The sequence below is a fragment of the Microbacterium schleiferi genome (assembly GCF_038150145.1).
Taxonomy (GTDB): Bacteria; Actinomycetota; Actinomycetes; order Actinomycetales; family Microbacteriaceae; genus Microbacterium; species Microbacterium schleiferi_B.
This window is the reverse complement of sequence record NZ_JBBWSA010000003.1, coordinates 22061-45056: the sequence shown is the minus strand read 5'-3', so window position 1 is coordinate 45056 and position 22996 is coordinate 22061. Positions and strand designations below refer to the sequence as shown.

At 67.3% G+C, this 22996-nt stretch carries 22 protein-coding genes; 8 read left to right on the top strand and 14 right to left on the bottom strand.

Annotation, left to right across the window (positions count from 1 at the left end):
* Positions 1 to 169 precede the first annotated feature (169 nt).
* The gene (locus tag AADH62_RS03720; protein ID WP_341578330.1) at positions 170 to 2284 is read left to right on the top strand and encodes an intein-containing Rv2578c family radical SAM protein; all 2115 of its coding nucleotides are present in this window, start codon (positions 170 to 172) and stop codon (positions 2282 to 2284) included.
* A 112-nt stretch (positions 2285 to 2396) separates the two neighbouring features.
* Here the strand turns inward: AADH62_RS03720 and AADH62_RS03715 are convergent, their stop codons facing one another.
* Positions 2397 to 4472: a DEAD/DEAH box helicase gene (locus AADH62_RS03715; RefSeq protein ID WP_341578329.1), complete on the bottom strand. Its 2076-nt coding sequence runs from the start codon at positions 4470 to 4472 to the stop codon at positions 2397 to 2399.
* Positions 4473 to 4766: 294 nt separating this feature from the next.
* Between AADH62_RS03715 and AADH62_RS03710 the strand changes: the two genes are divergently transcribed.
* Positions 4767 to 5687: an aldose 1-epimerase family protein gene (locus tag AADH62_RS03710; RefSeq protein WP_341578328.1), complete on the top strand. Its 921-nt coding sequence runs from the start codon at positions 4767 to 4769 to the stop codon at positions 5685 to 5687.
* Here AADH62_RS03710 and AADH62_RS03705 read toward each other — a convergent pair.
* The 3 genes from AADH62_RS03705 to AADH62_RS03695 form a co-directional block, all read right to left on the bottom strand.
* Positions 5675 to 9304: an efflux RND transporter permease subunit gene (locus AADH62_RS03705; RefSeq protein ID WP_341578327.1), complete on the bottom strand. Its 3630-nt coding sequence runs from the start codon at positions 9302 to 9304 to the stop codon at positions 5675 to 5677. The genes AADH62_RS03710 and AADH62_RS03705 overlap by 13 nt on opposite strands.
* Before the next feature lie 103 nt (positions 9305 to 9407).
* Positions 9408 to 9782, bottom strand: a complete 375-nt coding sequence (locus AADH62_RS03700; RefSeq protein WP_341578326.1) for a CrcB family protein — start codon at positions 9780 to 9782, stop codon at positions 9408 to 9410.
* A complete protein-coding gene (locus tag AADH62_RS03695; protein WP_341578325.1) occupies positions 9779 to 10180 on the bottom strand; it encodes a CrcB family protein in 402 nt (133 codons plus the stop codon). Before AADH62_RS03695 ends, AADH62_RS03700 begins: the two co-directional genes overlap by 4 nt.
* Before the next feature lie 168 nt (positions 10181 to 10348).
* Here AADH62_RS03695 and AADH62_RS03690 point away from each other — a divergent pair, with 168 nt between their 5' ends.
* Complete coding sequence (locus tag AADH62_RS03690) at positions 10349 to 10510, top strand: hypothetical protein (protein WP_341578324.1); 162 nt, start codon at positions 10349 to 10351, stop codon at positions 10508 to 10510.
* Positions 10511 to 10587: 77 nt separating this feature from the next.
* On the opposite strand, the gene AADH62_RS03685 is transcribed toward AADH62_RS03690, so the two are convergent.
* The gene (locus AADH62_RS03685; RefSeq protein ID WP_341578323.1) at positions 10588 to 11361 is read right to left on the bottom strand and encodes a MerR family transcriptional regulator; all 774 of its coding nucleotides are present in this window, start codon (positions 11359 to 11361) and stop codon (positions 10588 to 10590) included.
* A gap of 138 nt (positions 11362 to 11499) precedes the next feature.
* On the opposite strand from AADH62_RS03685, the gene AADH62_RS03680 reads away from it, so the two are divergent.
* Together AADH62_RS03680 and AADH62_RS03675 are read left to right on the top strand one after the other, a co-directional pair.
* Positions 11500 to 12351, top strand: coding sequence for a DUF4097 family beta strand repeat-containing protein (locus AADH62_RS03680; RefSeq protein ID WP_341578322.1), 852 nt, complete (start codon positions 11500 to 11502; stop codon positions 12349 to 12351).
* Positions 12351 to 12965, top strand: coding sequence for a PadR family transcriptional regulator (locus AADH62_RS03675; RefSeq protein ID WP_341578559.1), 615 nt, complete (start codon positions 12351 to 12353; stop codon positions 12963 to 12965). Before AADH62_RS03680 ends, AADH62_RS03675 begins: the two co-directional genes overlap by 1 nt.
* A 94-nt stretch (positions 12966 to 13059) precedes the next feature.
* Here AADH62_RS03675 and AADH62_RS03670 read toward each other — a convergent pair whose 3' ends face one another.
* Positions 13060 to 13602 carry a universal stress protein gene (locus AADH62_RS03670; RefSeq protein WP_341578321.1) on the bottom strand — a complete coding sequence of 181 codons (543 nt, stop codon included), beginning with the start codon at positions 13600 to 13602 and terminating at the stop codon, positions 13060 to 13062.
* Positions 13603 to 13777: 175 nt separating this feature from the next.
* Between AADH62_RS03670 and AADH62_RS03665 the strand changes: the two genes are divergently transcribed.
* Positions 13778 to 13963 (top strand): DUF3073 domain-containing protein, encoded by a 186-nt coding sequence (locus AADH62_RS03665; protein WP_228179361.1) that lies wholly within the window; start codon positions 13778 to 13780, stop codon positions 13961 to 13963.
* Between the two features lie 30 nt (positions 13964 to 13993).
* Here AADH62_RS03665 and purF read toward each other — a convergent pair whose 3' ends face one another.
* The 6 genes from purF to AADH62_RS03635 form a co-directional block, all read right to left on the bottom strand.
* Positions 13994 to 15454 (bottom strand): amidophosphoribosyltransferase, encoded by a 1461-nt coding sequence (gene purF, locus AADH62_RS03660; protein ID WP_341578320.1) that lies wholly within the window; start codon positions 15452 to 15454, stop codon positions 13994 to 13996.
* Between the two features lie 6 nt (positions 15455 to 15460).
* Positions 15461 to 16585 (bottom strand): phosphoribosylformylglycinamidine cyclo-ligase, encoded by a 1125-nt coding sequence (purM, locus tag AADH62_RS03655; protein WP_341578319.1) that lies wholly within the window; start codon positions 16583 to 16585, stop codon positions 15461 to 15463.
* Between the two features lie 23 nt (positions 16586 to 16608).
* Complete coding sequence (locus AADH62_RS03650; RefSeq protein WP_341578318.1) at positions 16609 to 17013, bottom strand: hypothetical protein; 405 nt, start codon at positions 17011 to 17013, stop codon at positions 16609 to 16611.
* A 24-nt stretch (positions 17014 to 17037) separates the two neighbouring features.
* Positions 17038 to 17358: a potassium transporter Trk gene (locus tag AADH62_RS03645; protein ID WP_341578317.1), complete on the bottom strand. Its 321-nt coding sequence runs from the start codon at positions 17356 to 17358 to the stop codon at positions 17038 to 17040.
* Between the two features lie 28 nt (positions 17359 to 17386).
* Entirely contained in the window at positions 17387 to 17656 is a 270-nt protein-coding gene (locus tag AADH62_RS03640; RefSeq protein WP_341578316.1) for a hypothetical protein, read from the bottom strand.
* A 96-nt stretch (positions 17657 to 17752) separates the two neighbouring features.
* Positions 17753 to 18106, bottom strand: a complete 354-nt coding sequence (locus AADH62_RS03635; protein WP_341578315.1) for a sterol carrier family protein — start codon at positions 18104 to 18106, stop codon at positions 17753 to 17755.
* A gap of 34 nt (positions 18107 to 18140) precedes the next feature.
* Here AADH62_RS03635 and purD point away from each other — a divergent pair, with 34 nt between their 5' ends.
* A complete protein-coding gene (gene purD / locus AADH62_RS03630) occupies positions 18141 to 19406 on the top strand; it encodes a phosphoribosylamine--glycine ligase (protein ID WP_341578314.1) in 1266 nt (421 codons plus the stop codon).
* On the opposite strand, the gene AADH62_RS03625 is transcribed toward purD, so the two are convergent.
* On the bottom strand, positions 19399 to 20898 hold the full coding sequence (locus tag AADH62_RS03625) for a DHA2 family efflux MFS transporter permease subunit (protein WP_341578313.1): 1500 nt from the start codon (positions 20896 to 20898) through the stop codon (positions 19399 to 19401). The two genes, purD and AADH62_RS03625, sit on opposite strands and share 8 nt — an antisense overlap.
* A complete protein-coding gene (locus AADH62_RS03620; RefSeq protein WP_341578312.1) occupies positions 20895 to 21518 on the bottom strand; it encodes a PadR family transcriptional regulator in 624 nt (207 codons plus the stop codon). Before AADH62_RS03620 ends, AADH62_RS03625 begins: the two co-directional genes overlap by 4 nt.
* A 187-nt stretch (positions 21519 to 21705) precedes the next feature.
* Between AADH62_RS03620 and AADH62_RS03615 the strand changes: the two genes are divergently transcribed.
* Entirely contained in the window at positions 21706 to 22989 is a 1284-nt protein-coding gene (locus AADH62_RS03615) for an ATP-binding protein (RefSeq protein ID WP_341578311.1), read from the top strand.
* Positions 22990 to 22996: the final 7 nt, after the last annotated feature.

Sequence of the window (22996 nt, the reverse complement as noted above, 5' to 3'; positions counted from 1 at the left end):
GCGATTCTATGCCCGCGGGCTGTCAGCGCTTCGCACCCGGTGTGGGATTGCGGTTCACGTGGGGCGGTACTGCGTCTCGCGTTTGTAGGATGCCTCCAGGTTCGGTATCCAGTTCGGATTATCCGCGTCGCGGGTTGACAGTCAATCGTATTTTTGTTCGACTATGCGCATGCGATGGAACGGGCAGGCGATCGGCGCGAGCGACGCCAACGCGCTGCCCGGGATGGAGCACCTCGGGGGCTTCGTCCGGTCCGTCACGACACCCGAGTTTGCGGGCATGACCTTCCACGAGGTCATTGCCAAGAGCGCCCTCAACCACGTCCCTGGCGCATCGGCGATGCCCTTCGACTGGACCGTGAACCCCTATCGCGGATGCAGTCATGCGTGCTCCTACTGCCTAGCTCCGGAAACCACGATCCTGCTCGCCGACGGCCGCACCCGCACCCTCGGCGATCTCCGGGTCGGCGATTCGATCATCGGCACCGAACGCCGCGGAGATTACCGCCGGTACGTCGCCACAACGGTGCGCGCGAAGTGGACGACGAATCGACGCGCGCACCGCGTGACCCTCGCCGATGGGACAGAGCTCATCGCAAGCGCCGATCACCGCTTCTTGACCGAGCGGGGCTGGAAGCACGTGAAGGGTGCGATGAGTGGACCGGAGCAGCGTCCCTACCTGACCGCTAACAACCGCCTCATGGGCTTCGGCATGGGCGCAGCGCGAGCCGTGAGCCGTGACGGCGCCGACAGATTGTGGCGACTGGGTTATCTGGCGGGAATGATCCAGGGCGACGGAATGATCCTGCACAGGACTTACCCGCGTCGGGGTCGCACCGGCGCGATTCACGCCTTTCGACTCGCGCTTGCGGACACGGAGGCTCTGGAACGCACCCAGGCGTTTTTAGCGCTCGAGGGAATCCCCACCAACGTGAGGCCGTTCACAGCCGCAACCGAGCAACGGCGCGCCATGCTCGCCATCCATACAGCACGCAAAGAGGGGGTCGCCGCAATTGAGGCCCTCATCAAGCGACCCGCAGACCTGAGCGAGGAGTGGCTCGCTGGATACCTGGGCGGAATCTTCGACGCCGAAGGCTCCTGTTCCCGGGGTGTGCTGAGAATCAGCAACAAGAGCGCGGACGTGCTCGGCACGGTCCGCGAGGCACTCGCGTGCTTTGCCATCCCTGCCGTCACCGAGGGGCCGCGACCGAACGGGGTGAGCGCTATCCGGGTCACGGGCGGGCTGGCTTCGCGGATGCGCTTCTTCGAGATCTCACGACCCGCGATCACGAGAAAGCTCTCGATAGTCGACACTGCGGTGAAGACATCGAGTGACCTCCGCGTCGTCGAAATCGAAGATCTCGGGCACAGCATCGACATGGTCGACATCACGACCGGCACCGGTGATTTCATCGCGAACGGCGTTATCAGTCACAACTGCTTCGCCCGCGGCACGCACGAGTACCTCGAGCTGGATGCCGGGCGCGACTTCGACTCGCAGATCGTCGTCAAGGTCAACGTCGCCGACGTGCTGCGCACAGAGCTCGCACGGCCGTCGTGGACCGGCGATCCGGTCATGCTCGGCACAAACACCGACCCGTATCAGCGGGCCGAGGGACGGTACCGACTCATGCCCGGCATCATCCAGGCGCTGACGGATGCCGGCACCCCGTTCTCGATCCTGACCAAGGGCACGCTGCTACGCCGGGATCTTCCGCTTCTGACAGAAGCCTCGTATGAGGTCGATGTCTCACTGGCGATGTCGATAGCCGTGTTCGACGATGCACTACAGCGCACGCTCGAGCCGGGGACGCCGAGCGCAGCCGCGCGCCTCGAGACCGTGAGAGCGGCGACGGATGCCGGATTCCGCGTCACCGTGTTCCTGATGCCGATCCTCCCCCACCTCACCGATTCAATTGCCTCGCTCGATGATGCGCTGGGGCGCATCCGAGCGGCCGGCGCACACCGAGTGGTCTTCGGCGCGCTGCACCTGCGCCCGGGGGCGAAGCAGTGGTTCTGGCAATGGCTCGAGCGGGAGCATCCGGAACTCGTCGGGTCGTATCGCGGCCTGTACCCGGGCGCTTCCGCGTACGCGCCGAAGCCGTACCGTCAGTGGCTCGCCAAGCGCGTTCGGCCGCTGCTGCGGGTTCACGGCCTGACCGGGCACGCCGAGGAAGAAGCACCCCCACGCGAGCCGGTCCCCGGTCTGGCTGCGCGCCGCGCGGCGGCATCCGTCGTCACGACCTCGCGCGGCACGCGAGCTGACGCGGCAGCGATGCTGTTCTGAGCCCGCCGCTTCTACGCATGGAGGTAGGACACATCCCGCAGGCAGGACGATCCGGTGAGGATTCGTCCTGCCTGCGGGATATTGCCTACGTCAGAGAGGTGGCGGCGGCGCGTCAGGCGTCGACGTCGGCGAGCTGACGGCCCGCGATCTCCTCGAGCAGGTCGTCGCCGATGCGGGCCTCCTCGAAGGGTGCGTCGATCTCGGCGCGGTCGAGCATCTCGGTCATGCGGCGACGACGCTGACGGGTGATGAGGGTCACGACGCGACCCTCGCGGCCCGCGCGGCCCGTGCGGCCCGATCGGTGCAGGTAGGTCTTGTACTCGTCGGGGGCGTCGGCCTGTACGACCAGGTCGATGTCGTCGACATGGATGCCGCGCGCGGCGACATCCGTGGCAACGAGCACCCGAACGCGGCCCGAGGTGAGCTTCTCGAGGTTGCGCGTGCGCTTGGCCTGGTTGAGGTCACCGTGCAGCGCCAGCGACGGGATGCCGGCGTCGTCGAACTGCTCGGCGAGCATCTCGGCGTACGCGCGCGTGCGGGCGAAGACGAGGGTCTTGCCGTCGCGGTCGACGAGCGAGTTGAGGATCTCAGCCTTGTCGCGATGATCGATCACGAGCACGCGGTGCTCGATGGTGCTCGAGTCCTGGTCTTCACCTGCAACCTCGTAGACCGCGGGCTCGACGAGGAACTCGTCGACGAGCGCGGCAACCTCACGGTCGAGCGTCGCGGAGAAGAGGAGCTTCTGGCTACCGTCGGCGGTCAGGCGCAGGATGCGCTGCACCGGCTCGAGGAAGCCCAGCTCGCACATGTGGTCAGCCTCGTCCAGGACCGCGATCCGAATGTCGGAGAGGTCGAGTTTGCCCTGTTCGACGAGGTCTTCGATGCGGCCCGGCGTGCCGACGATGATGTCGACGCCCTTCTTGAGGGCACCGACCTGGCGCGCCTGGGGCACGCCACCGTAGATCTGCGTCGTGAACAGGCCGACGCTGCGGGCGATCGGCTGGATCGTGCGGTCGATCTGCAGCGCAAGTTCGCGCGTGGGAGCGAGCACCAGCGCCTTGGGCGATCGGCCGAACTCACGACGGCTTCCCGCCTGCGAGCGCAGGATGCTCTCGACCAGCGGTGCACCGAACGCGATGGTCTTGCCCGATCCGGTGCGTCCACGCGCGAGCACATCGCGGCCCTCGAGGATCGGCGCGATCGTCGCGGCCTGGATCGGGAACGGCGTGGCTGCGCCGAGGTCGGCGAGCGTGTTCACAATGTTCTGTCCGAACCCGAGGTCACCGAAGCCGATACCGTCAACGGCGTCAGCCTGCACGGCCTCGGCCTGCAGGCGCTCGTGGACAACGTCGACATGCTCTTCGTGGGCAGCCGAGCGGGCCGGCGCGTTCCAGTCGGAGCGGTTCGGACGGTCGTCACGGCGCGGTCGGTCATCACGACGGGGGCGGTCGGAGTAGCCAGCGCGGTCATCCCGACGGGGGCGGTCGTATGCCGGGCGGTCATCCCGACGCGGACGGTCACCATACGAGGGACGGTCATCACGACGCGGACGATCGGAGTAGCGATCCTGACCCTCACGCTGCTGGCGGTCGGCGCACGCGGGACGGTCGTCGCGGCGCGCGCGGTCGCCATAGCCACCGCGGTCATCCCGACGCGGGCGGTCACCGTACGAGGGACGGTCATCGCGACGCGGACGATCGGAGTAGGCGGGGCGGTCGTCCCGACGCGGACGATCGGAGTAGCGGTCCTGCTGCGGACGGTCATCCCGACGCGGACGATCACCAGAAGACGGGCGGTCATCCCGACGGGGACGATCGCCGTACGAGGGGCGGTCATCCCGACGCGGACGGTCATCACGCGACCCGCGGTCGTAACCGCCGGAGCGCTGGCGGTCATCGCGTGCGGGACGGTCATCCCGACGCGGACGGTCGTCACGGGCGTGGGTACGGATGGCGCGGGCCTCGTCGCGCCCTGCGCGCTCCTGCGCCGTCCAGCGGCGCTTGGGCTCCCCGCCAGACTCAGCGGTCTCGGGGCGGTAGCCGCGGTGGCTGGGGCTCTTGCTGCCGGGCTTTCCGGCCGACGACGTACCGGGGCGACGCTTGCGGTCCTGGTACGCGGTCTTCTCGCCGTAGCGCGGTTCGAAGTTCTTGGCTGCGCGGCCGCCAGCCGGCTTCTTGCTCTTGGGCATGGGTGTGTTCTTCCTGGGTTCTCTCGCACGAGAACAGCAGTCGAGACGCGCTCGACAGGCCCGGACTCTCTTGGCCGGGGGCCATTCATGTGATGGTCATGTGCGCCGATCAGCGCTCACCATCGGCCCCAAGGACTCACAAACCCACTCGCCATACAAGGCAATGTCCAGAGCCGACCGATCCAGGGTACAGGCTCACCCTGAGAAACCCCCACGTCGGCACCCCGGCACCACCGGAACGGATGCGTCACTCAGGGCCTCTAGCATGGGCACGACACCCGCCGAGGAGGACCCATGACCGACACGCGCCACGACCCCACCGGGGAGCAGTTCCACCTCTCGAGCGCCGACGGTCGCGTAACGGCGCACCTCACGCAGGTGGGCGCGACGATTCGCGGGCTCACCGTCGACGGCGTCGACCTCATTGCGCCCTACCCCCTGGGGATGCCGGCGCCCGCGGCATCCGGAACCGTGCTCGTCCCCTGGCCGAACCGCGTCCGCGACGGCAAATGGAGCCACAACGGCACCTCCTACCAGCTGTGGCTCACCGATCCGTCGGTCGGCGGCGCATCACACGGGCTGCTGCGCTTCATGCCGTACACCGTCGCCGAGCAGTCCGGCGACAAGATCACGCTCGCGGCGACGGTCTTTCCGCAGAGCGGCTACCCCTTCCAGCTCGATACGACTGTCACGTATGCGCTGACTGCCGATGGCATCGAGGTCACCCACGTCATCGAGAACGTCGGCACGGATGCCGCACCCGCAGCGCTCGGCACCCACCCGTACTTCACGCTCGGTGATGTTCCGACCGCCGATCTCGTGCTGACCTCGCCGGGCGCGAAGATGCTCGTGCTCGATGACGCGCTGATTCCCGTCGATGAGGTTCCGGTGGACGCAGCATCCGACCTTCGGGACGGCGCTCGACTTGGGGATGTCTCGCTCAACACGTGCTACACCGAGATCGCCCGGGACGCCGACGGGATGCTGCGCCACCACCTGAGCGCGCCGGATGGCCGGACCGTCACGATCTGGCAGGGCCCGGACCTCGACTACGTGCAGGTATACACGACTGACCGCTACCCGAACCGCGAGTTGGCCGTCGCCATCGAACCGATGAGCGCGGTGCCTGACGCCCTCAACTCCGGTCGAGGTCTGCGCTGGCTGGCGCCCGGCGAGACCTGGACCGTGAGCTGGGGCATCGCCTACTCGGGCTGACGTCCGTTCTGGTCGTCGTCCGAGTTCTCGGCGCCCGGTATGTCGCCGGCATCGGTTGTCTCGGCGTGGGCAGTCTCGGCGCTGTCGGCTGATTCCTCGGTGGCTCCACCGTCGGTCTCGGTCTGATCAGATTCCGGCTCGTCGCCCTCCGACTCGACGGCCTCGGGGTCGACAGCGTCTGATTCGACAGCGTCTGTTTCGACAGCGTCAGGCTCGGTGATATCAGGCTCATTGGTCTCGTCGACGGCTGGCTCTGGACCATCGGCCGCGGGCTCGAGACCCTCCGGCTCACCGGCATCGGACTCGGTCGCCACCTCGTCCTCGCCAACCTGGTCCTCGCCCACCTGGTCCTCGACCCCCTCGGATCCGGCAGGCGACTGGATCGGAATCTGGCCGGTCCGCAGTGCCTCACGTTCGCGCAACTCGCGCCGCGTCAGCGGCACGTCCTCGGCACCACCCGCGGCGCCGGCAGCGGCGGCACCCGCCCCCACCCCGGCGAGCACGAGCCCGCCCTCGGCATCCGTCTGACCGGATCGCGCGGCGCGCTTGGCCTGCCGCCGCTCCTTCGCGCCCTCGACGAGGTTGTAGAGGGTCGGCAGCACGAGCAGCGTCAGGACCGTCGACGAGATGAGTCCGCCGATCACGACGATCGCGAGCGGCTGCGAGATGAACCCGCCCGTGCCGGTGATCCCGAGTCCCATCGGCGTGAGCGCGAGGATCGTGGCGAGCGCGGTCATCAGGATCGGACGAAGACGCCGCGTGCCACCGGCAATCGTCGCGTCGTGGGCACTCAGGCCCTTCTCGCGGTACTGGTTCACGAGGTCGACGAGAACGATCGCGTTTGTGACGACGATGCCGATGAGCATCAGCACGCCGATGAGCGATGCAACCCCCAGCGGGATGCCGGTGACGATCTGCAGCAGGATCGCACCGGTCGCCGCGAACGGCACCGAAATCAGCAGAAGCAGCGGCTGGCGCAGCGACTTGAAGGTCGCGACCATGACGACGTACACGATCAGGATCGCTGCCAACAGCGCGAGACCGAGCTGGCTGAAGGCGTCGGCCTGGTCGGTCGCGACACCGCCCAGATCAGCGCTGGCCGAAGACGGCAGATCAGCCGCGTCGAGCGCTTCCGTGACGGATGTCGTCGCCTGCGTGAGGTTGTCAGTGGCGGGAGTAACCGTCACTGTCGCGGTGCGCGTGCCGTCCTGCGTGGTGATCGATGTCGGTCCCTGCGACTCCTCGACAGTCGCAACATCTGACAGCGGCACCGGCCCCTGGGCCGTGAACACCTGGAGGTTACGCAGCTCGTCGATCGTGGTGGGCGGGTCGTTTGAGGCCAGGTACACCGTCAGCGACGTGTCGTCTACCTCGACGCTGCCGATGTTCTGCGGCTGCATCGTGCTCGATACGATCGCTCCCACTGCGACCTCCGACAGGCCGAGGGATGCCGCCTTGTCGCTGTCGACCTGCACCGAGATGAAGGGCAAGGATGCCGACAGGTTGCTCGTGACCTGGCTGACGTCGTCGAGGTCGCTGAGGCTCGCGACGACGGCATCCGTCGCCTCTTGCAGCGTCGAGGCGTCGGGAGCAGTGACGTCCACCTCGATGTCGGTCGAGCCGAATCCGCCGTTGCTGCCCGCGACAGTGATCTCGCCGACATCCGGAATCGCCTCGACGGTGTCCTGGACTTCCTGGCGAAGCGCGACCTGATCGACGCCTGCCTCAGTCGTGATGGAGTACGTGATTCCGCTGCCACCACCGGTGAAGGCATCCCGCAGTGCGTTGCCGCTGGAACCGATCGAGACCTGCACGGTCTCGATCCCGTCGATACCCATGAGGGCTTCCTCGACCGGCTCCGCGGCGGCAGATTCTGCCTCGAGGCTCGGGGCCGGCCCGATGTCCTGCGTCATCGTAAAGGTGTTCTGCCCGGAATCCCCGAGGAAGTTCGTCTTCATCAGCGGCGCCACGGCGATGGTGCCCACGAGAACGAGAACCGCAAGACCGAGCGTGACCCAGGAGTGGCGCAGCGTCCACCGCAGGATCGGGGTGTAACCGCGCTGCAGCCGATCGAGGGGAGCCGCCGGGTTCTCGGGGTCGATCTCGCGCCCGACCTCGTCGAGCAGCGGCTTGCCGGGCTTGAGGAACCAGTAAGCCAGCACCGGCACGATCGTGAGGGCGACCAGGAGCGAAGCCAGCAGCGCGATCGTGACGGTCAGGGCGAAAGGCCGGAATAGCTCGCCGGTCACGTCGCCGACGAAGGCGATCGGCAAGAAGACGGCGACAGTCGTGATCGTCGACGATGTGATCGCCGACCCGACTTCCTTCACAGCGCGCACGATGGACGTCAGCTTGTCGGCCTTGCCGACGTAGTGGCGCCTGATGTTCTCGATCACGACGATCGAGTCATCCACGACGCGGCCGATCGAGATCGTGATCGCCCCGAGGGTCAGGATGTTCAGCGAGTACCCGAACGCCTGTAGGCCGATGAAGGTGATCAGCACACTCGTCGGGATCGAGATCGCGGTCACGAGCGTCGCGCGCACCGACAGCAGGAAGAGCAGGATGACGAGCACGGCGAACAGCAGGCCGAATCCGCCCTCGACAGCAAGGGTCTCGATCGACTGCTCGATGTAGGGCGCCTGGTCGAAGACGACGGTGAGGGTCACTCCGTCGAGCTGCTGCTCGAGTTCAGGCAGGATGTCGACGACGCCGTGCGAGACATCGACGGTGTTGGCTGCCGGAAGCTTCGTGATCGCGATCGTCACTGCCGGCTCGCCGTTCACGCGCGAGATCGTCGTGACGGGGTCCTGTCCCTGCTCGACCGTGGCGACGTCGGCGATCGTCACCGTACCGGCTTGGAACTGCTCGGCATCCGTGGGAACGAGCGGCAGCGCCGCCACCGCATCGACCGAGGTGATCTTCGAGCCGGTCTGCACCGTGAGGGTCTGCTCGTTCTCGGTGATTTCGCCGCCCGGGAACAGCACGCCGTTCTGGTCGAGGGCGTCACGGATCGCCTGCTGCGTGTAGCCGGTCGCGGCGAGCTTCGCTGGGTCGGGTGTGATCGTGATGCGCTGTCCGGTGCCACCGACGATCTGTGCGGCGTTGACGCCGTCGACATCCTCGAGCTCGGGGATCGCGACGGATTCGAGTGTCGCCTGGATGGTCTGTTGGTCGTCGTAGCCGGTGACGGCGATCTGGATGACGGGGAAATCGTCGATGCTCGCCGAGAGCACGTTGGGATCGACGTTCTCGGGCAGCTGGGATGAGATCCGGTTGATCGCCTGCGTGATCTTCTGCTCCGCGGTGCCCAGGTCGGTGCCGTAGGTGAACGACGCCTGCACGATCGAGGCGTTGGTCGTGCTGGTCGCAGTTGTCGACTCGAGCCCGGGCACGGCCTGGATGGCTGTCTCGATCGGTGTCGATACGTCGTTGGCAACGACTTCGGGCGAGGCTCCCGGGTACGTCGTGACGACGATGAGAGCGGGGAACTCGATCGAGGGGATCAGTTCCTGCTTCAGGCTGGTCAACGCGAGGCTGCCGAACAGGGCAGCGACGATCGTGACCAGCGCAATGAGGGCGCGGTTTTTCAGGCTCAGGACGGCGAGTTTCGACACGGTGGCCTTTGCTGTGCTTGGTGCTGTCGGGACGCGACGATACGCGGGTGTATCGTCCCCATCTTCGCACGGTGATTCCGGGGGATATCCCGAAAAGTCCCGATCAGCCCGCGCCGGTGGCGAGCGCCGCGCCCAGAGCAAGCCCGCCCGCGGCGGCAGCGAGCGCGAGCACGAAGGTTCCGACGACGTTGACGATCGCCATCCGCCCCCGCCGCTCTTCGGCGAGCAGGATCGTCGTGACCGAGACGGCGCTGAAGGTCGTGAAGCCGCCGAGGAGGCCTCCCCCGATCACAAGCTGCAGGTCAGCGGAGGGAGCGGCACCGGTCAGGATGCCGAGCGCGAACGATCCGACGACGTTGACGACAAAGACTCCCCACGGCGGGTCCCACCAGCGCAGGATGGCGACGTCAGCGCTGTAGCGCAGCGCGGCACCGACTCCGCCGGCGACCGCACCGAGAGCGAGCAGGAGCGGGCTCATGCGGAGTGTCCGCGTGCTGAGGCCGGACGGGGACGGGCGATCCAGAGCCCGGCGACAGCGGCCGCGAGCCCGGCGAGCACCGTGACGATCGCCAGCGGCAGCGACGCCGGGTCCACCGCAAGCACGGCAAAGCTGGAGTAGGTCGTGAACCCTCCCATTACGCCCACGCCCCAGAAGATGCGCATTCTCGTTGCGCGGGCGGGGTCGGCCTGAGCCTCGGCCCGTCCCGTCACCAGGCCCAGCAGGAAGGAGCCGATGATGTTGATGAGCGGTATGGAGAGCCACTGGATCGAGGGGTCTTCGATGAGCAGGATGACAAGTCGCGCGGCGGTGCCGATCGTGCCGCCCGCGAACACCAGCCACAGGTGAGCACCCGATAAGCGCGGTCTGGTCGCCATCCGCTCAGGCTAACGCTCCGACCGGCGCATCGCAGGTCTCGCATACCGGTTTCGGGGCGCGGAAACAACCCCATTGTCGTGCAGCGGCGACGGTGACATCGTCTCGGGGTGGCGAGCACGCCCGACACGTGTCGAGCATGCTCCCCGACGTCCAACGAAAGGTGTCCCATGAACATCGCACTTCTGCTCGTCATCGTTATCGCCGTCGTGCTGGCCATCGTCGGCGGTCTCAACACGGCCTTGAACTGGCTGCTCTGGGTTGCCCTCATTGTCGGTGTGATCGCCCTGATCGCCTTCCTCTTCAGGGTCATCAGCGGCAGCCGCAGCTGACCGCAGACGCAACGAACGGATGCCGCGCTCCTCGGGGGAGGGGCGCGGCATCCGTTTGCCGTGGCGGCTCCAAATGGCTACAGCCGGGTATTCACATACTCCGTGAGCGCGTCGCGTACGAACTCGGCGCCGCCGTTGCCGCCGGCGGATGTCGCGTAGTTCGCCGCGAACCGAGGGTCAGCCACATACATCTCCGCGAGGCCGAGGACGTAGGGCTTCAACGCCGTCTCATCCTCATGAGCGGGCGTGCCGGGGATGGCCCGTAGCCACGCCACGTGACGCTCCGCCAGAGTCTGCGCCTCGGCCGAGCCGGGCGCGATGCCGGACTCAGCGGCTGCCGCCCAGGCCCGCGCGAGTTCAGCGGTCGTGTTCTTCCACGCCGTCTGCTGCTCAGCGCCGAGTGAGCGCCACCACGCGTCCGAGCTGGCGTAGGACTCGGCGCCCCAGCGCTGCTCGACCTCATCCTTGTAGACGGTGTGGTCGAAGCCGTCGAACATGTCGTCGTTCATCGTCGATTCACCTCCCTCCCATGACCTGATCGTGGATTCCACCGCGGCGATCTGCCGGGCGAGTCTTGCCTGCTCGGAACGGAGCCATCCGATGTGTGTGCGCAACGCTGCGGCGGGGTCCTGCTGCGCGTCCAGGACCTCGGCGATGTCCCCGAGCGCGAGCCCCAGGTCCCGCAACAGCAAGATCCGCTGCAGTCGCACGAGGGCCTCAGCCCCGTAGTACCGATACCCGTTCGCGCCCGTACGCGTCGGGTTCAGGATGCCGATGTCGTCGTAGTGCCGCAGCGTGCGTGTGGTCACGCCCGATCGCTGTGCTACCTCGTGGATGGTCCATTCCGTCATGGCCTCCACGCTAGAAGTTGACGTTGCGTCAATGTCAAGAAGGCGGACGGTGAATCTTGCTTAACGCGTTATATCGCGTTATTCTCAAATCGCGTTATATCGCGTCTTTGCTTTCATGTGTTCAGAACGGAGCGGACCGTGACCCTCGAGAAGTGGCTCATTCACCCGGGAGAAACGCGCGTCATCGACCTCGCCGACGTGCGCACCCTCAAGATCGGCCTCGTCGGCGGCCAGGTCGATGTCGTCGCCCACGACGAGCCTGGCGTGCGGATCGAGGTGTACGGAGTGACCGTCAAAGACCTCCGCATCGAGGCGACCGGCGACACAGTCGAGATCGATCACCCACAGCTGCGCTGGGACAACTTCCTCGAAGCCTTCCGCAACTTCGGATCCGGCGGCCCCAAGGCAGAAGTCAGCGTCGCAGTCCCCCGATCGGTCGCGCTGAACCTCGGCGTCGTGAACGCGAGCGCGCTCGTATCGGGCCTCGAGGCCGGTGCGCGCCTCAACACCGTGTCGGGGGACATCATCGTCGACGGTCTGAGCGGCGACGTGACGGTCAATGCGGTCTCGGGCGATGTGCAGATCCGGGACCTCGCCGGCACTCTGTCGGCAAACAGCGTCTCGGGAGATGTCGCCGCGACCGGCAGCATCCGCAAGGCGACAATCGACACCGTTTCGGGCGACATGCTCGTCGACACCACCGGCAACGCCCACGCCATCAGCTTGAACACCGTCAGCGGTAGCTCGACGATCCGACTCGATGAGGGGCTCCCGGCGAACTTCGTCGTGCGAAGCGTCAGCGGTCGCGTCCAGATCGATGGGGTCATGCGGTCGGGAAGCGGTGTGACCAACTACACCGGCTCAACCGGCGAGCTCAGCGGCTCGTTCGTCGATGTTCGCACGAACTCGGTCGCGGGCGGACTCACGGTGCTGCGCCGCTCCCCCGCTGCGACACCGGCGGATGCCTCGAGCGAGGCGGAGGGCCTGTGATGGCCCCCGTCTTCTCACACGGCGACCTACGCCTGTACCTGCTCTCTCTCCTGGACGAGGGACCGCGGCACGGTTATGACATCATGCAGGCCCTGTCGGATCGCACCGGCGGCACCTATACCCCGAGTGCCGGCACGGTCTACCCGCGGCTGGCGAAGCTCGAGGAGGAGGGCCTGGTGACCAAGACCGTCGACGGCCGCAAGACGATCTACGAGATCACGGATGCCGGCCGTGCTGAGGTGGCATCCCGGGCCGGCGACCTCAAGAGCATCGAGGACGGTCTCGCCGATTCGGTGCGCCTGATCGCCGACGAAGTGCGCGGATCGGTGCGCGAGGCGATGAAGAGTCTGCGCGCAGACCTCGCCGCCGCCAGCCAGGCAGAGCGAGAGGATCGCGATCAGCAGGTGCGGGATGTCACCGACGACCTGCGCTCCCTCTCGCGGGAGCAGCTGCACCGGGCCGAGGTCGCGATCAGCGAGTTCCGCGCCCAGGTACGCGCCGACCTGCGCACGCACGTTGCCAAGGGCGGCACGCTCGCGGCATCCGTCGTCGACGAGCTGGCAACCGGCCTCGACGAGGTGACCCGCGCCATCACCCGCTCACTGCGCGGCTGAGGCCGGCTCACCCCGCGGACCGATTGCAGGATGGATCAGCGTTCTCGCATGCTCCGGGGCCGTCGCGGCTCGGTCGATCCTGCGATCGGGCCGGTCAGCTGGTCGGCCAGAGGTCCTCGTCGTCGGGGGCCGGCTCGCCCAGGGGCACCACGAGGATCGGGCGCGCCTGCCGGTGCACCAACCGCGCCGCGACCGAACCGGTGAAGAACTCTCGAATCGACTCGCCGATACCGCGCTTGCGGGTCCCGACGACGAGCAACCGAGCGTCGACCTGCTCGGCGAGATGCTTGAGCGCCAGGGCCGGGTCGCCGACGAGCTGATGGAGGCGCCAGTCGACGTCGATCCCTTCCAGCGCGTGGGCCACCGAGGCGCGAACGAGGTCGATATCTGCCTCGCCCGGTGCGATGTTCACGTCGATCGGCGCGGTGTGCACGTACCCGTCGGGATCCTCGTAGGTCACGAACCGGGTGACGTCGACATGGGCTACCACGAGCGGTGCCTTCATCATCGCGGCGAACTTCGCAGCTTCTTTCACGACGCGGGGGTTCTGGTCGGGGACGACCCCGACGATGACCGCGCCACGGACCGCCTCCGCATCCAGGGGCGCCGTTGTGAGCTCTGGCCGTTCGTCCGCCATGGGGATTCCCTCCTCGACATGCGGAGCCGAGGGGCGCACAGCCGCGGGCCCTCGAGGGCTCCGTGATATTCTGAATGCTACTCTTCCCGGCGAAAGACCGGATTCGTGAATGCACGGGCTGCGGAGTGCGGAGACCCGCGCTTCAGCCCGCGGGTCAGAAATGAGGGGGTCTCGCATGGGGCGTGGCCGTCAAAAGGCGAAACACACCAAGATCGCCCGCGAACTCAAGTCCTACAGCCCGAGCGTCAACTATGCGGCGCTCGAGAAGGAACTGGGTCACCCGTCCGACGATGATCTGTACGTCGACAAGTGGGCCGATGAGTTCGACGACGAGGATGACGAACTCGACGAGACCGCCTGAGCGCGCCTCGTCCCGTCGTCGCGCTCCCGCTCAGGATTCCTGACTGGACTCGACCCAGTCGAGATATTCTTCCGTCACGGTTCCCGTGATGTAGCGCCCGTCGAAGCAGCTCATGTCGAGATCCTCGACATCCGAGCCTTCGAGGATCGCAGCCTTGAGGTCGGCGACCTCCTGGTACACGACGTAGTCGGCACCCAGCTCTTCAGCGATCTCCGGGATGGATCGCCCGTGGGCGACGAGCTCGTGGCGGGTCGGCATGTTGATGCCGTAGACGTGCGGATAGCGCACGGGAGGTGCAGCCGAGGCAAAGGTCACGGAGGTCGCACCGGCATCCCGTGCCATCTGGATGATCTGCTTCGAGGTCGTTCCCCGCACGATCGAGTCGTCGATGAGCAGCACGTTCTTGCCCTTGAACTCGCTCGACATAGCGTTGAGCTTCTGGCGCACGCTGCGCTTACGGGCCGACTGCCCCGGCATGATGAAGGTGCGGCCGACGTAACGGTTCTTGTAGAACCCCTCGCGGTACTCGATGCCGAGCTTGCGCGCGACCTGCATCGCGGCGGGCCGGGATGAGTCCGGAATCGGCATGACGACGTCGATCGTCCCCTCGGGCGTGTACTTCGCGATCGTGTCGGCCAGGCGGTCACCCATCCGCAGCCGCGCCTCGTAGACCGAGATCCCGTTCATGATCGAGTCCGGCCGCGCGAGGTAGACGTATTCGAATGAGCACGGTACGAGTTGGGGGTCCTCGGCGCACTGCTTCGTGTGCAGGTGTCCGTCGATGTCGATGAACACCGCTTCGCCCGGCATGACGTCGCGGACGACCTCGAACTCGCCGTTCTCGAGCACGAGGGACTCGGACGTGACCACCCACTCGTACGACCCGTCGGGGGCCCGTCGCGTGCCGAGGATCAGGGGACGGATGCCGAACGGGTCGCGGAATGCGAGCAGGCCGTGGCCCGCGATGAGGGCGATGGTGGCGTAGGAGCCTTCCACGCGGGCGTGGACGCGGGAGACGGCTTCGAAGATCTCGTCGGGCTCGAGATCGATCCCCGAAACCGTCGCCTGCAACTCGCCGGCGAGGACGTTGACCAGCAGCTCGGTGTCAGAGCTCGTGTTCAGGTGTCGGCGATCCTTGTGGAAGAGCTCGTCGGTGAGTTCGCGCGTGTTGGTGAGGTTGCCGTTGTGTACCAGCACGATGCCGTACGGCGCGTTGACGTAGAAGGGTTGTGCCTCTTCTTCGCTGGAGGCTGTGCCCTTGGTGGCATAACGCACGTGGCCGAGCCCGATCGTGCCGAGCAGTGACCGCATGTCGCGCGTACGGAACGCCTCACGGACCTGGCCGCGCGCCTTGGTGATGTGAAAGACCCCGCTCGGTTCCGCCGTGGCGATTCCGGTGGAGTCCTGCCCGCGGTGCTGCAGCAGCAGAAGCGCGTCGTAAATCTCTTGGTTGACGGGACCCCGCCCGACCATGCCGACGATTCCACACATGGGGTGTTACTGCGCTCCTTCGGCGAACGATCCGACCAGGCGCACGGCACCGCCGTCGACGCCCTTCGCCCCTTCCACGTACGTACCACTGGGCCTCGGCCCGTCGGAGACAACGCCGATCTGCCACGCGGCGATACCCTCGGCAGACAGCGCGGATGCCGCATCCGCCGCCCGATCTGCCGCGACGACCGCAACGAAGCCGATGCCGAGGTTCCACGTGCCCTCGGTGTCTGAGAGGGGGATGCCGCCACGGTCGGCAAGTGACTGGAACACCACCGGTGGAGTCCAGGTCGCACGGTCCACATCGACCCAGGTGCCCGCCGGGAGCACGCGAGCAAGGTTCGCGGCGATTCCGCCACCGGTGACGTGGCTGAGCGAGTGGACGCCGCCGCCGGACTGTGCGATCAGGCGAAGCAGTGGCGCCGTGTACAAGCGGGTGGGCTCGAGAAGAACCTCACCCCAGGAAGCGCCACCGAACTCCGCCGCCGTGTCGGTGTACGACAGCCCGGATGCCGAGACGATGTGGCGCACGAGCGAGTAGCCGTTGGCGTGGAGTCCGCTCGAAGCAAGCGCGAGAACCACGTCGCCGCTCTCGACGCGATCGGCCCCGAGCACGGCGTCAGCCTCAACGACGCCCGTTGCAGCTCCCGCGACATCGTAGTCATCGATCCCGAGCAGGCCCGGGTGCTCAGCGGTCTCGCCGCCGACCAGGGCGGTTCCGGTCTCTTCGCAACCGCGCGCGATGCCGGCGACGATGTCGGCGATGCGCTCGGGCACGACCTTGCCGCATGCGATGTAGTCGGTCATGAAGAGGGGTCGCGCACCGACCACGACGATGTCGTCGACGACCATACCGACGAGGTCTTGGCCGATCGTGTCGTGCTTGTCGATGGCCTGCGCGATCGCGACCTTCGTGCCGACACCGTCGGTGCTCGTCGCTAGCAGCGGACGCCGATAGGCGCGCAGGGTCGACGCGTCGAACAGGCCGGCAAAGCCACCGACGCCACCGAGGACTTCGGGGCCCTGGGTACGACGGACCGCTGCCTTCATGAGTTCGACGGCGAGGTCACCCGCTGCCGTGTCGACACCGGCCGCGGTGTATGGATTGCTGGGGGCGTTGTGGGACTCCACCCGAACAGCCTACCGGCGCGTCCTCAGCTCTCGTCGCGCATCCATGGTGGCGGCTGATCGGTCATCGGCTGGGCGAGGTCGTCGACGAAGGTGACCTCCTGCGCAGCACGTGCGTCGCGGATGCGGCGGAAGGTGCGTCGCTCGGCGATGAGGATGATGCCCGCGCTGATCAGCAGGCACACTGCCACCGACACCATCGCGTTCAGCCCGAACGCCCAGATGACCCCCGCTTCGCCGGACGAGGCAACACCGTCGCCCGACACCGCCCCGAGAGTGGTCAGTACCGCAGCGATGAGGAGGCCCACAGCGATGCCGACGCCGAGGATGCGCCCGTACCGTGGCGATCGGCGCACGTGAACCCGCTGCACCTGAACGTCGATGACGTGTTCGTGGGGGTCGGGTGAGGATGACTCGCGCTGGACTGCCATGTGACTGCCCTCACCCGGTTCCGGTCAGTCGGCCGAGATGATGCGCTCGTGCTCGACCCGCATCGTGCGGGCGCGACGCGCGTAGATCCGGTCGAAGATGAGGGCCACCGCGCCGCCGAGGGCGACGCCTGCCGAGACGAAGATCAACAGCAGGAACCCGAAGACCTGCATCTGGGAGTAGACGAGGCCCGTGTTCGGGCTCTCTTGTGTCGTCCCGTCGAACAGGAACGTCAGGATCATCGCGACGAGCAGGCCCACGGCACCGCCCAGCAGCAGGAAGACGGAGTATTTCGGGCTGCGCCGCACCGTCACCTGCTCGAGGTGGTCGTCACTCGTCGGGGACATGGTGTCTATTCTCGCACTGCCCCGACACTCAGGCGCCGGGTGTGAACCGGAAGACGTAGGCACAGGCGGTTCGGGTGTAGGCGATGCCCCGTCCGCTCTGTCTGATGAGGTTGGCATCCGCACTGGCGGGTTTCGTGGGAACGAGGTAGTCCTCGAGATGTCGCTCGTCGAGGCGGTAGTCATCTGCGCGGTGGTGCACCGTCGCGACGAGGTCGGGGCGCGGATCGAGCGCTGCAACACTGGCATCGCCGTGACTCGTATTGGCCAGGAGCAGTCCGCCCGGCGCGATAAAGGGCACGCTCGATCGGCCACCGCTGGGCGAGCGCGGCGAAGAGGGACGACCGATCGCCGATCGATCGCCGGTAGTCGGCCCAGCCCGGCACGGATGCTGCGCTCACGGTCGGAGCGGGAGGAGATGCGAGAAGTCGGCGCGCACTCCGGAGGCTCGGAGCGCCCCGGAGGTTTCGGCATCCGACCACCCGCTTACCCCCGTCGCGAGGTCGATGAAGGTGGCGGCATCCATCTCGACGACGTTGGGTGGGGTTCCGCGGGTGTGGCGCGGCCCCTCGATGATCTGTGTCGCCCCGAACGGCGGAACGCGGACCTCGACGGTCGCGCCCGGGGCCTTCTCGGCGAGCAGCTGCAACAGATACCGCACAGCTGTCGCGGTCTCGGGTCGGCCGGCCGTGCCGTCTGCAACGGCTCCCAGGGCGGCGCGTCCGGCTTCGGTCGTGATCTTGGGAGGCACGGTTCCACGCTACGCCGGTCGGTAGGCTGACCGGGTGCGAATCCTCGTCCTCGGCTCCGGTGCCCGTGAACACGCGATCATCACGTCGCTGCGAAGCGAAGGGGAGGCGCACGAGATCTTCGCTGCCCCGGGAAACGCTGGCATCGCCCAGGACGTCACGGTGGTCGCCCTTGACGCAAACGACCCCGTCGCGGTCGCGTCGTTCGCACAGACCGAGTCGATCGGACTCGTCGTGATCGGGCCCGAAGCGCCGTTGGTCGCCGGGGTCGCCGATGCGCTGCGCGAGCGCGGCATCCCGACCTTCGGGCCGGGTAAGGCCGCCGCACAGCTCGAAGGATCCAAGGCCTTTGCCAAGCGCATCATGACGGCAGCCGGCGTCCCCACGGGGCGTGCCACCCATGCCGCTACGCTCGACGAGGTCGCCGCTGCCCTCGATGAATTCGGGGCCCCGCACGTCGTGAAGGCCGACGGACTCGCGGCGGGCAAGGGCGTCATCGTCACCGACGACCGCGAGGCGGCGCTCGAGCACGCTGCCGAATACCTCGGCACCGGCGGTGTGCTGGTCGAGGAGTTCCTGTCAGGATCGGAGGTTTCGCTCTTCTTCCTCAGCGACGGCGACACCGTGCGCGCGCTGAGTCCCGCCCAGGACTTCAAGCGCCTCCGCGACGGCGACGAGGGTCCGAACACCGGCGGCATGGGCGCCTACTCACCGCTCCCGTGGCTCGATGAGGGGTGGGGCGGCGAGGCCGCCTTTGTCGAGCAGGTCACGCGTGAGGTCGCCGAGCCCGTCATCCGTCAGCTGGATGCCGAGGGCACGCCGTTCATCGGACTGCTCTACGCCGGGCTCATTCTCACTGACAGTGGCGTGCGCGTCATCGAGTTCAATGCGCGCTTCGGCGACCCCGAGACGCAGGTCGTGCTGCCGCGCCTGGTCGAGCCGCTGTCGCGGCTTCTGCTGGCGGCCGCCTCCGGCAACCTCGAGGACGTAGCGCAGCCCACCTTCCACGACACCGCAGCAGTCACCGTCGTGCTCGCGAGCGAGGGCTATCCCGCGGCCCCGCAGGTGGGCCGGCCGATCACAGGCACGGACGCCGCGGCATCCGTTGCGGGCGTTCACCTGGCGCATGCCGCAACGGCCGCCGGACCCGAGGGGCTCGTGGCGACCGGCGGCCGAGTGCTGAATGTCGTGGCGATCGGTGACGACTTCGGCCAGGCGCGCTCGCGTGCCTACGAGTCGCTCTCGAAGATCACGCTCGAGGGTGGCCAGTTCCGCTCCGACATCGCCGCCCGCGTCAGCTAGCGCTTTCGCGCGGCTTGCGGTGGATGAACAGCGACGCCGCGACAGCAATGAGAATCACGGATGCCGGCAGCATCAGTGTCTGCGCCATGGCCGTCGAGAAGCCATCGACCACGGGCGCGGGAAGCACACCGCCCCCGAAGCTCTCGGTGCTGCCTGCAGCTCCCGGAAGATTCGCTTCGAGCCGTGACTGCATGAACGCCGCGATCGCAGCCGAACCGATCACCGAGCCGACGGTGCGAGTGGTGTTGTAGATCCCGGCGCCCGCGCCAGCCTCCCGGGGCGACAGGCTGTTCGTGGCGGCGGTAGCCAGCGGGCCCCACATTCCCGCGTTGCCGATTCCCATCAGGGCCGACGGGAGCAGGAACATCCAGATCGGGGTGTCGACGTTCAGCATTGCGGCGTACCACCACAGCGATACCGAGACCAGAAGGATGCCGGGCACGAGCAACCACCGGGCGTCGGTGCGGTCGAGCCACCGCCCGGCTAGCGGTGCGAGCACTCCCGAGAGCACCGCCATCGGAATCAGCAAGAGGGCAGATTCGGTTGGCGTCAGGCCGCGTGCCAGCTGCAGGAAGAACATGAGCGGAAGCGCCATGGTCGTGACAGCGAAGCCGACAGCGGCGATAGCGAGGTTCGCGAGCGAGAAGTTGCGGTCACGGAACAGGGGAAGCGGCACGAGGGGTTCGCTGCGGGTGCGCGCCTGCGTCCAGATGAAGATCCCGAGCAGGATGACCCCGACGATGATGAGTCCCCAGACCGAGATCGGGCCCCAGATCACGCCCCAGTCATAGGCCTCTCCCTCTTGCAGCCCGAAGACGATGCAGAACAGGGCAGCTGCGCTCAGGACGACGCCCACGATGTCGAAGCGGTGGCGGTGCGTCTCGAGTCGGGGCACGAGGACCGCCGCGAGCACGAACGCGATGACGCCGACGGGAACGTTGATGAAGAAGATCCATTCCCAGCCGAGTCCGTCGACAAGCAGGCCGCCGGCGAGCGGGCCGACAAGGGTTGCGACGCCGGCGGTGGCTCCCCACAGGCCCATGGCAGCACCGCGGCGGTGCGGAGGGAACGTGCGCGTGATCACAGCCATGGTCTGGGGGGTCATGAGCGCGGCGCCGAGCCCCTGAACCGCACGCCAGGCGATGAGTGCACCGAGCGTCGGCGAGAGGCCGCAGGCCAGGGAAGCACCCGTGAAGATGACAAGTCCGATGAGGTAGATGGTCTTGGGCCCGAACCGATCACCGAGGCGGCCGGTGATCAGCAGCGGCACCGCGTAGGCCAGCAGGTAGGACGAGGTGACCCACACCACATTGTCGAGGTTGGCGGTATTCGGGTCGAGGGCCGCTTTGATTGCGGGGTTGGCGACAGCGACGATCGTCGTGTCGACGAGGATCATGAAGAACCCGATGACGAGCGCGAACAGCGCGGGCCAGGGGCTCCGTGCCGGAGCGTCGGATGCCGGCGGCGCAGCGGGGCGGGTGGTCTCAGTCATGAGCGTGCGGCTTCTCTCTGCGCGCGGTAGACGGTTTCGTGGGGCTTCGGGTCGCCGCCCCAGGCGTAGCCGGGGTCGGAGAGGCGGTCGATCGTCTGATGGAGCCACCGGGTCTCGGCGGCGAGCAGGACTTCCTGCCGCTCGACCTCGATCAGGTATTGCTCGGGCACGCTGCCGGCGCGTGTTTCGGCGAGCCCGGTCCGGTGCTCGGCGTAGTCGGCGTCGAGTTGAGCTCCTCGCTGCCGGAGGAGTTCGATCACCTCGCCGCGCTCGAGGTTGTGCGCCTCGGCAAGGGCCACACGGAACTCGATCGGGCGATCGACCCGCGGCAGTTCGGCCCGTAGCCACGCGCGTACCGCTTCGGCGCCCGCGGGAAGGAGCGTGTAGGTCGTGCGCTCGGGGCGGTTGCCATCGCGATCACTGCCGACTTCGTCGATGAAGCCCGCCCGCTGCAGGCGCGCGATCGTGTGATAGAACGTGCCGTTCGTGATGGGGACCATGCGGTCATCGCGGCGGTGGCGCAATAGCCGGATCATCTCGTACGGATGCATGTCGTGCTCACGCAGCAGCGCCATCGCCATGATCGCGATGGGCGTCAGCGGGTGGTGCGCGGATTTCATTGGGCTCGTCCGTCCAAAGTAGTCCATGTTGGCTAGTCCATATGGACTATACGCTCATTTCGACATCCGAACAACCCGGCGAGGGCCCTCCCATCGAATGCCAGTAGACAGGCGACTCCTGCACCCGCCAAGATCGGCTCAGATCCGCCGTCGCCGCGGATGCCAGGTCTCAGTGGGGAGGTCACCGATGGTTCGGATCCGGCAGCACCCGCGCGTGCGGGAGGCTCACGCAGATGACATCGACGGCGTCGTGCGGCTGTGGCAATCCGTTGCCGGCTCGGGTGGCGCTGTCTACTCGCTAGCCGAAGTCATCGCCTCGTGCCGCGAAGACGTCGCCATCGTTGCCGTCGTCGGCGAGGAGGTCGTCGGCGCCGCCGTCGGTCGGGCGGCGCACGCCCAGGGGTGGCTCGTCTTCTTCGCCCTCGACGACGAGGTCGATCCGGGTGTCGCGGGCGAGCTGCTCGATGCCCTCGAACGCCGGATGGCACCGCTGGGGTTGGGGACGCTGTCGGCCCTCGTGTCCGAGGAGGGCGGCGGAGCCCAGCACCTGGTGCAAAACGGCTTCCACGAGCAGCGTCACCTGCGCTACTTCGAGCGCCGACTCCCCGTGCAGCGGCGCGAACTGGATCTGCTGAAGGAGGTCGGTGGCCGCGTTCTTCCCCGCGACCTGTGGAACGCGGTGGCGGGGATGCGACAGGAGAAGAACCTGCTCGAAGAGCGCCTCGTCGCCCCGCTCGCGCAACCCGAGCTGGCTGCACGGTTCGGGGTCGTGGCACCGCGCGCTGTCATGCTGTTCGGTCCGCCCGGAACCGGAAAGACCACTTTCGCCCGCGCGGTGGCCTCCCGCCTGAGCTGGCCGTTCGTCGAGTTGTTCCCGTCTCGGCTGGGCGATGCCCCCGGCGGTATGGCCAGCGCCCTACGCACGTCATTCGAGAAGATCGGTGAGCTCGAACACGCGGTGGTGTTCATCGACGAGGTCGAAGAGATCGCATCCCGCCGCGGCGGCACGCCACCCTCGCCCACGCAGGGCGTGACCAACGAGCTGCTCAAGCTCATCGCCGAGTTCCGCGACCGTCCGGGTCGGCTGCTCGTGTGCGCGACGAACTTCGTGCGAGCGCTGGATGCAGCCTTCCTCCGCCATGGGCGATTCGACTACGTCCTGCCGATCGGATTGCCCGATGCCGAGGCCCGCGAAGCAATCTGGACGCGCTACATCCCGATCGACTCCCTCAGCGAACTCGACCTGCCGAAGCTCGTGCAGGCCAGTGGAGGGCTGACACCCGCGGATATTGAGTACGCCGCGCGGCGCGCCTCACAAGAGGCGCTGGGGCGCGCGATGCGCGAGGGAGACTCCGCGACAGGTCTCGAAACCGAGGACTACCTCGCGGCGCTGGCATCCACTCGCGCGACAGTATCGCCCGAAGCAGCAGCGGAGTTCACCGAAGACATCGAGTCGCTCGCTCGCCTGTGATCGGTCC